This window comes from Streptomyces sp. NPDC054840 (assembly GCF_053611065.1).
The window spans coordinates 1-7299 of sequence record NZ_JBSGZP010000371.1; the positions used below are offsets into that span (position 1 = coordinate 1).

Sequence of the window (7299 nt, forward strand, 5' to 3'; positions counted from 1 at the left end):
CAACCCGCGGGGTTCGGGCGCGGGCGGCAACTCCCGGGGATCCGGCGGGGGGGGCTCCCAGCCGAGGGGCGCGGGCGGGCGCGACGACAAGCCGAAGCGCGCAGGCAAGCCCCGTCCCGAGGAGCGCCGCTACGACGTAGGCCCCGAGGGCGAGCGCAGCGGGCGCAGCGGCCCGAAGGCGGGCGGCGGCGGTGCCCGTGGCGCCGCGGCGCGCGGTGGCGCCAAGGGCGGTCCCCGGACCTCCAGGACCCCCGGCATCGGCGGCGCAGGCGGCCCGCGCAGCGGCCCCGGCAGCCGCAGCGGCCAGTCCCGTCCGCGTGAGCTGGACGCGCGCATCGAGGAGCGCGTGCGCGACCGGTACGCCGACAAGCCCGTGGTCAAGACCCCGAAGACCTTCCCGGGTGCCGAGGAGGAGGGTGAGCGTCTGCAGAAGGTGCTCGCCCGTGCCGGCATGGGTTCGCGCCGCGCCTGCGAGGAGCTCATCGAGCAGGCCCGCGTCGAGGTCAACGGCGAGATCGTGCTGGAGCAGGGCAAGCGCGTCCTGCCGAAGGACGAGATCAAGGTGGACGGCCTGACCGTCGCCACCCAGTCGTACCTGTTCTTCGCGCTGAACAAGCCCGCCGGTGTCGTCTCCACCATGGAGGACCCGGACGGCCGTCAGTGCCTGGGCGACTACGTCACCAACCGTGAGACCCGTCTCTTCCACGTCGGCCGGCTCGACACCGAGACCGAGGGCATCATCCTGCTCACCAACCACGGTGAGCTGGCCCACCGCCTCACGCACCCGAAGTACGGCGTGAAGAAGACCTACGTCGCGGCCATCACCGGCCCGCTGCCGCGTGAGATCGGCAAGCGGCTCAAGGACGGCATCGAGCTGGAGGACGGCTACGCCCGCGCCGACCACTTCCGCGTCGTCGACCAGGTCGGCAAGAACTACCTGGTCGAGGTCACCCTCCACGAGGGTCGCAAGCACATCGTCCGCCGCATGATGGCGGAGGCCGGCTTCCCGGTCGAGAAGCTCGTCCGGACCTCCTTCGGTCCGATCGAGCTGGGCGACCAGAAGTCCGGCTGGCTGCGCCGCCTGACCAACACCGAGGTCGGCATGCTGATGCGCGAGGTCGGTCTCTAGTCACAAGGCGCTACCAGGCCGTGTCGGCCAAGTAGCGCCGGTCGCCCCGCAGGCGGCCGGCCCGGTAACAGAAAAACCCGCGGTGCCCCAGGGCGCCGCGGGTTTTCTGCTTGCCGGGAACCCCGATCCATGTTTATAGTCAATCTGACCATTAAACATCGGAGGGGGTCGGCATGAACTGGACCATGAGCTGGACCGAGGTGCTCGGCTTCGCCACAGGCGCCCTCTGCGTCTGGCTGGTCGCCCGGCAGCACGTGGCCAACTGGCCGATCGGCATCGCCAACAACATCTTCTTCATCGTGCTCTTCGCCCAGGCCGGCCTCTACGCCGACGCCGGGCTCCAGATCGTCTTCATCGCCCTCGCCGCCTACGGCTGGTGGTCCTGGACCCACGGGGGTGGACCAGGATCCGCCGAGGCCCTGCCGGTGCGCCGCACCACGCGCACCGAATGGGCCGGGCTCGCCGCGGCGGGGGCGGTGGGGGTGTTCGCACTCACGCTGCTGCTGAGCCGGGCCACCGACTCCACCGTCCCCTTCTGGGACGCACTGACCACCGGACTCTCGCTCGTCGCCACGTACGGGCAGTGCCGCAAGCTCGTGGAGTCCTGGTGGCTGTGGATCGCCGCCGACCTCGTCTACATCCCGCTCTACGCCCACAAGGGCCTCTATCTGACCTCCGCGCTCTACGTGGGCTTCCTCGCCCTGTGCGTGGTCGGACTCCTCGGCTGGCGGCGCACGCTGCCGGCGCGCGACGCCCGTACGGCGGCGGAGGCGACGGCATGAGACGCCACGGGCACGGCCTGGTCCTCGGCAAGTTCTACCCGCCGCACGCCGGCCACCACCACCTCGTGCGCACCGCCCAGGACCAGTGCGAGCGGTTGACCGTGCTGGTGTGCGCGGCCTCCGTGGAGTCGGTGCCGCTCGCCGACCGGGTCGCCTGGATGCGAGAGGCGCACCCCGGGGCCGAGGTCGTCGGCGCGGTGGACGACATCCCGGTCGACCTGCACGACCCGGAGATCTGGGAGGCCCACATGGCCGTCTTCCGCGGCGCGGTCCCCGGGCGGGTGGACGCCGTCTTCACCTCGGAGGAGTACGGGAGCGAGCTCGCCCGGAGGTTCGGCGCCGAGGAGGTCCTGGTGGACCGGGAACGCACGCTGTTCCCCGTGTCCGGGACGGTGGTGCGCAGGGACCCGGCCGGCTCCTGGGAGTTCCTCGGGCCGGCCGTCCGGGCCGCCCTCACCCGGCGGGTCGTCGTCCTCGGCGCGGAGTCCACCGGCACCACCACGCTGGCGCGGGCCCTCGCGGACCACTACCGGCAACGCGGCGGCGTATGGGCCAAGACGGGCTGGGTCGCCGAGTACGGGCGCCGGTACAGCGAGGAGAAGCTGGCCGCCGCCCGCGCCGCCGACCCGGCGGCCTCCTGGGCGGACGTGTCCTTCACCTCCGAGGAGTTCCCGCTCATCGCCCGCCACCAGGACGCGGACGAGGAGCACGCCGCCCGGCTCGGCTCGCCCGTGCTGTTCTGCGACACCGACTCCTTCGCGACCGGGATCTGGCACGAGCGGTACATGGGCGGCCGCAACGAGGAGGTCGAGCGGATCGCCGACCTCACCCGGCGGGACCTGTACCTGCTCACCGACCACACCGACGTGCCCTTCGAGGACGACGGACTGCGGGACGGGCCACAGCTGCGGCCCTGGATGACCGAGCGGTTCCGGGCGGAACTGGAGCGCACCGGGAGGCGTTTCCTCGTCGTACGCGGGAGCCGGGCGGCCCGGCTGGAGACGGCGGTCCGGGCCGTGGACGGACTGCTGGCCGAGGGCTGGCACTTCACCGACCCCCTTCCGGAGAACCGATGACCGCCGGCTATGACCCGTACGCCTTCGAGCCGTTCGCGGTGACCGTCGACCTGGCCGTGTTCACCGTGCGCGCCGGCGCCCTGCACGTGCTGCTGATCCGGCGCGGCCAGGAACCGTACGCCGGGGCCTGGGCGCTGCCCGGGGGGTTCGTCCGGCCGCGGGAGTCCGCCGAGACGGCGGCCCGGCGCGAACTGGCCGAGGAGACCGGCCTGCCGGAGCAGCTCGTCGCCGCGCTCCACCTGGAGCAGCTGCGCACATACAGCGAACCGGACCGCGACCCCCGGATGCGGGTGGTCTCGGTGGCCTTCACCGCCCTCGTCCCGGACCTGCCGGAGCCGGCCCCCGAGGGTGGCGGGGACGCGGCCCACGCCCGCTGGCTGGCCGTGGAAGACGTCTCGGAGCCGGCGTTCGACCACGCGGTGATCCTGGCGGACGCACGCGAGCGGATCGGCGCCAAGCTGGAGTACACCTGCCTGGCCACCGGCTTCTGTCCGCCCGAATTCACCCTCGGGGAGCTGCAGTCCGTCTACGAGACGGTCTGGAACACCACCCTCGACCGCCCCAACTTCCGCCGCAAGGTCCTGGCGACACCCGGCTTCGTCGAGGCCGTACCGGGCGCCGCCCGGCTGACCGGCGGCCGGGGCAAACCCGCCGCCCTCTACCGGCCCGGCCCGGCGACCACCCTCCACCCTCCCCTGCTGCGACCGGAAGGATCCACCCGATGACCAAGCGAGCCGCGACGGGCGCCATGATCGGCCTGGCCCTGGGCGATGCCCTCGGTTTCCCGACAGAGTTCAACGACGTGCCCTCGATCCTGGCCAAGACGGGCCCCTGGCGCGAGATGAACCTCCCGCGCCCGGCGATCGTCACGGACGACACCCAGATGACCCTCGCCCTGGCCCGCGGCATCCGTACGGCGGCGGAGCGGGGCCGGGTGGGCCCGCAGCGCCTGACCCGGCCGGTCCGCGAGGAGTTCGTCGACTGGTATCACTCCCCGGAGAACAACCGCGCCCCGGGCCGCACCTGCATGACGGCCTGCCGGCTGCTGGACACGCCGGACCGGGACTGGCGCGACGCCAGCCAGATCGGCTCCAAGGGCTGCGGCGCCAACATGCGGGTGGTCCCGGTCGGGCTGGTGCCTGACTGGACCGAGGAGGAGCGGGCCGGCGCCGCCCAGCTCCAGTCGGCCCTCACACACGGGCACCCCACGGCGCTCGCCGCCTCCGATCTGACCGCGCGGGCGGTGTTCCTGCTGGCCGAGGGCACCGAGGTGACCGGGCTCGTCGGACGGCTGCGCTCGTACGCCCTGGAGAACCGCACCCGCTACCACGAGCGCTGGCTGGGCGACCTGTGGACGCGGACCGCGTCCGACGCCTCCCCGGAGTCCTTCATCGCGCGGGGCTGGGACGAGTGCCTGGAAGTCCTGGACCGGCTGGCGGCCGCCCTGCGGTCACCCTCCCCGGAGACCGACCCCTGCCTGACCACGGGGGACGGCTGGATAGCCGAGGAGGCCCTCGCCACCGCCCTGCACTGCTTCCTGCTCTTCCCCGAGGAGCCGCTGGCCGCGCTGCGCCGGGCCGCCTGCACGCGCGGCGACTCCGACTCCATCGCCTGCCTCGCCGGCGCCTTCGCCGGAGCCCACCTCGGCGCGGACGTCTGGCCCTCCGCGTGGGAGGGCCGCATCGAGTACCGGGACGAACTCCTGGCCTTCGGCACCCTCTGGGACGCTTGATCCATGCTGGACGCCCTGAGTCTCGACCTGACCCCCGTCGTGGCGGAGCAGCCCGATCCGCTGCTCTTCGCCACGGTCTCCGGCGCGCACCTGTACGGATTCCCGTCCCGGGACTCCGACATCGACCTGCGCGGCGCCCACCTGCTCCCGGCGCAGGACCTGCTGGGTCTGCGCGAACCGGAGGAGACCCGGACCCGCATGTGGGACCGGGACGACGTGGAGATGGACCTCGTCACGCACGACCTGCGCAAGTTCGTCCGCCTGATGCTGAACCGCAATGGCTACGTCCTGGAGCAGCTGCTCTCCCCGCTCGTGGTCCACACGACGGCGGCGCACGAGGAACTGATCGCGCTGGCCCCCGGCGTGCTGACCTCCCACCACGCCCACCACTACCGGGGGTTCGCGGGCACCCAATGGCGGCTCTTCGAGAAGGCCGCCGCACTCAAACCGCTGCTCTACGCGTTCCGGGCGCTGCTCACCGGCATCCACCTCATGCGGTCGGGCGAGGTGCAGGCGCACCTGCCGACCCTGCTGGCCGAGGTGCCGGAGGCGCCCCCGTACCTCGCCGCTCTGATCGAGGCCAAGGTGGCCGCCGAGCACGGGGGCTACGCGGGCCCGCCCGTCGGCGGGGTACGCGAGGACTTCGAGGCGCTGCACGCGGTGCTGGACGCGGCGCAGACCGTGTCCTCCCTGCCCGGGCAGGTGTCGGCGTATGACGCGCTCGACGAGTTCGTCATTCGGCGGCGGATGCTACGCGGCTGACGCGCGGCGGGTGCGGACCAGGAAGTCCTGCACCCTGGCCAGGTCCGGCTCCGCGGGCAGCACGGTGGAGGCCAGGGCCGACTCCGTCTCCTCCTGGAGTCGGGCCATCCAGGTGTCGGCCTCCTCCCACGTGAGCTCGCCGCGGCGGACCGCGAGCAGGCGGTCGCGGTGCGGGCCGGCGTCGATGGTCAGCCGGCCGGTGCGCAGGAGGTCACGGCAGGACAGCAGCAGGCGCAGCAGGTGCATGGCGTGCTTCCAGCGCGGGGCGCCGTGGACCCGGACGTCCGCCAGGAGTTTGCCGCGCTGGGAGGCCGCGTACCGGCTGAAGCTGGTGTGGGCCCGGCGGGAGAGGAAGGCCCCGCGGAGGGAGAGCAGCTCCTCGCCGACCGGGGTGACCTCTTCCACGAGGGGGGAGTGCAGGCACTCCAGGACGTTCGGGTTGGCCCGCAGGGCGAGTCCGCAGAAGCGCTCCAGCTCCCAGGAGAACTCCTCGTCCCGCGGGCCCTCCACGTGCGTGGGGGGCTTCTCGAACCGCCAGAACAGCGGCGTCGGGGCGAGGTAGACACCGCGCAGGTCGGTGTCGCTCGCCTCCGTCGCCAGCCCGAACGCCCGGGAGCCCATCACGCACCGGTAGACCGTGTGGTCCCGTACCAGCGTCAGATCGTCCATCCAGGGAGCGTAGGCGCCTGACCTGCCGCTATGCGAGCGAGATATTGCCGTCCGCCGCGACCTTGATCTTCTTCTCCGCCAGCCCCTTGGTGGCCGGACCCTTGGTCACCGCGCCGTCCGTGACCGCGAACTTGCTGCCGTGGCAGGCGCAGTCGATGCTGCCGTCCTCCACCTTGGTCACCAGGCAGCCCTGGTGGGGGCAGACCGCCGTGAAGCACTTGAAGGTGCCGGCCTTGGGCTGGGTGACCACGACCTTCTCCTCCTTGAAGACCTTGCCACCGCCCACCGGCACGTCCGTCTTCGTGGTGAGGGCCTTGCCGGCCGCCCCCGCGTCGGGAGAGGCGGGGGCCGGGGCGGCGGGCTGGACGGCCGCGTCGTTCGGTTCCCCCGACGAGGCCTTCTCACCGCTGCCACCGCCGCAGGCGGTGATCGCACCGCCGGTCAGGGCGGCCGCGCCGATCGTCAGTACCGTGCGCCGGGCGGTGTGCGTGAGGTCGCTCATGAGTCTCTCCTCGCTTTGTGGCCGGATGGCGTGCAGCATCCTGGCCTGCGGCGGGCCTCAGGTGAAGCCTGCCGCGCCGGTTCATCGGCCCGGTTCCCATGGGGCCAGTGAGGCAGGGCTGCCGGGTGTGCGTACGACCTCCCACACGTGGATCACGGCGTCCCGGTTCAGCGGACCGTGAACATGTGGGTAACGGCCGCCGGAATCACCGTCCTGGCGGACCTCGGCGGTCAGCACGCCCTCGTCGAGCTCCACCGCCAGCAGGATCCCGGGTACCGCCCGGTAATGCGCGTCGACGATCGCGAGTGCCGTGGAGCGGTCCGCGGAACAGTGGACGAACCCCTCGGTCTCCAGCGAGGGCGGGGCGTACGGCAGCCCGGGCGCGGCGGTCCAGTCGGCGAGCGGGACGATGTGGAAGATCATGCCGACCGTTCTACCGCAGTGATCGCGGACATGTGCGCCAGGTGGCCGCACGGTCCACCAGGGGTGACCTGGTCCGTGACGTGAAGCAGGGTACGCGGGTCGGCGGATCCCGGAAGGACAGCTTCCGACCGGTTCGCCGGAGGAGATCGTCCGGGCGCAGAGGTCCTGACCGCCTGACAGCCGTGCACGAGGGCCCGGCCGCCGTCCCACGGGATGGGCGGTCG

Annotated in this window: 9 protein-coding genes; 6 read left to right on the top strand and 3 right to left on the bottom strand. The window is 72.5% G+C overall.

The genetic code is table 11. The features are described from left to right. The 6 genes from ACWGIU_RS23965 to ACWGIU_RS23990 all read left to right on the top strand — a co-directional run. Window positions 1-1129 (top strand): pseudouridine synthase (locus ACWGIU_RS23965; RefSeq protein WP_453708927.1); only part of this gene is annotated, 1129 nt, incomplete at its 5' end. 173 nt (window positions 1130-1302) lie between these two features. After that, a complete protein-coding gene (pnuC, locus tag ACWGIU_RS23970; RefSeq protein ID WP_453708929.1) occupies window positions 1303-1911 on the top strand; it encodes a nicotinamide riboside transporter PnuC in 609 nt (202 codons plus the stop codon). After that, entirely contained in the window at window positions 1908-2987 is a 1080-nt protein-coding gene (locus tag ACWGIU_RS23975) for an AAA family ATPase (protein WP_453708931.1), read from the top strand. Before pnuC ends, ACWGIU_RS23975 begins: the two co-directional genes overlap by 4 nt. Beyond that, window positions 2984-3712: an NUDIX hydrolase gene (locus ACWGIU_RS23980; RefSeq protein ID WP_453708932.1), complete on the top strand. Its 729-nt coding sequence runs from the start codon at window positions 2984-2986 to the stop codon at window positions 3710-3712. The genes ACWGIU_RS23975 and ACWGIU_RS23980 overlap by 4 nt, the downstream gene beginning before the upstream one ends. Further along, on the top strand, window positions 3709-4719 hold the full coding sequence (locus ACWGIU_RS23985) for an ADP-ribosylglycohydrolase family protein (RefSeq protein WP_453708934.1): 1011 nt from the start codon (window positions 3709-3711) through the stop codon (window positions 4717-4719). Before ACWGIU_RS23980 ends, ACWGIU_RS23985 begins: the two co-directional genes overlap by 4 nt. A gap of 3 nt (window positions 4720-4722) precedes the next feature. Then, a complete protein-coding gene (locus ACWGIU_RS23990) occupies window positions 4723-5481 on the top strand; it encodes a nucleotidyltransferase domain-containing protein (protein WP_453708936.1) in 759 nt (252 codons plus the stop codon). On the opposite strand, the gene ACWGIU_RS23995 is transcribed toward ACWGIU_RS23990, so the two are convergent. From ACWGIU_RS23995 to ACWGIU_RS24005, 3 genes are all read right to left on the bottom strand, one after another. Next, window positions 5470-6150 (bottom strand): nucleotidyltransferase domain-containing protein, encoded by a 681-nt coding sequence (locus ACWGIU_RS23995; RefSeq protein WP_453708938.1) that lies wholly within the window; start codon window positions 6148-6150, stop codon window positions 5470-5472. The two genes, ACWGIU_RS23990 and ACWGIU_RS23995, sit on opposite strands and share 12 nt — an antisense overlap. A 28-nt stretch (window positions 6151-6178) precedes the next feature. After that, window positions 6179-6652, bottom strand: a complete 474-nt coding sequence (locus tag ACWGIU_RS24000; protein WP_453708940.1) for a Rieske (2Fe-2S) protein — start codon at window positions 6650-6652, stop codon at window positions 6179-6181. A gap of 81 nt (window positions 6653-6733) precedes the next feature. After that, entirely contained in the window at window positions 6734-7075 is a 342-nt protein-coding gene (locus tag ACWGIU_RS24005; RefSeq protein WP_453708942.1) for a DUF952 domain-containing protein, read from the bottom strand. Window positions 7076-7299 lie beyond the last annotated feature (224 nt).

What these genes read in the sequence shown, in the direction of transcription:
- ACWGIU_RS23975 (WP_453708931.1), top strand. Translation starts at nt 1,908, where the DNA reads ATGAGACGCCACGGGCACGGCCTGGTCCTCGGCAAGTTCTACCCGCCG.
- ACWGIU_RS23990 (WP_453708936.1), top strand. Translation starts at nt 4,723, where the DNA reads ATGCTGGACGCCCTGAGTCTCGACCTGACCCCCGTCGTGGCGGAGCAG.
- ACWGIU_RS24000 (WP_453708940.1), bottom strand. Translation starts at nt 6,652, where the DNA reads ATGAGCGACCTCACGCACACCGCCCGGCGCACGGTACTGACGATCGGC.
- ACWGIU_RS23985 (WP_453708934.1), top strand. Translation starts at nt 3,709, where the DNA reads ATGACCAAGCGAGCCGCGACGGGCGCCATGATCGGCCTGGCCCTGGGC.
- ACWGIU_RS23980 (WP_453708932.1), top strand. Translation starts at nt 2,984, where the DNA reads ATGACCGCCGGCTATGACCCGTACGCCTTCGAGCCGTTCGCGGTGACC.
- ACWGIU_RS24005 (WP_453708942.1), bottom strand. Translation starts at nt 7,075, where the DNA reads ATGATCTTCCACATCGTCCCGCTCGCCGACTGGACCGCCGCGCCCGGG.
- pnuC (WP_453708929.1), top strand. Translation starts at nt 1,303, where the DNA reads ATGAACTGGACCATGAGCTGGACCGAGGTGCTCGGCTTCGCCACAGGC.
- ACWGIU_RS23995 (WP_453708938.1), bottom strand. Translation starts at nt 6,150, where the DNA reads ATGGACGATCTGACGCTGGTACGGGACCACACGGTCTACCGGTGCGTG.